This window comes from Arthrobacter sp. 05L417 (assembly GCF_056397865.1).
The window spans coordinates 1-701 of the sequence record NZ_JBFTOG010000104.1 but is presented as its reverse complement, the minus strand read 5'-3'; the positions used below and the strand labels follow the sequence as shown (position 1 = coordinate 701).

Here is a 701-nt window from a genome sequence, read left to right as displayed (position 1 = left end):
ATGGCCGTCATGGGCCTGCGCCTGGCGCAGCGGGCCAACGGCGTGGCCAAACTCCACGGGGTGGTCTCCCGCGAGATGTTCTCCGGGCTCTGGCCAGGCTTCGACCACTCCGAAATCCCCATCACCTCCGTCACCAACGGCGTCCACGTCCCCACCTGGGTGGATCCGCGCATCTCCGCCTTGGCCCGCCAGCAGTTTGGAACCGAGGCCGAGGCCTTGGGCCGTTGGGATCTCGCCTACAACGTCAGCGACGAGGACGTGTGGTCGCTGCGGCGGCAACTCCGCGTCTCCCTCGTGGAGGATGTCCGGCGTCGGCTCCGGGCGGCGTGGAAGAAGCGCGGCGCGGCCGATGCCGAGCTGGGCTGGACGGACACCGTGCTGGACCCGGACGTGTTGACGATCGGCTTCGCCCGGCGCGTGCCCACCTACAAGCGCCTGACCCTCATGCTCCGGGACCCCGCCCGGCTCAAGGCGCTGCTGCTGCACCCGAAGCACCCCATCCAGCTGGTCATCGCCGGCAAGTCCCACCCCGCCGACGACGCCGGGAAGAAGATGATCCAGGACCTGGTGAAGTTCACCGACGACCCCGCCGTGCGGCACCGGATCGTGTTCCTGCCCAACTACGACATCGCCATGGCCCGCACCCTGTTCCCGGGCTGCGACGTGTGGCTGAACAACCCGCTCCGGCCCCTGGAGGCCTG

Annotated in this window: 1 protein-coding gene; it reads left to right on the top strand. The window is 69.5% G+C overall.

The features are described from left to right. On the top strand, positions 1 to 701 hold a 701-nt coding region (gene glgP, locus AC1DJW_RS26500; protein ID WP_476902957.1), incomplete at both ends, for an alpha-glucan family phosphorylase.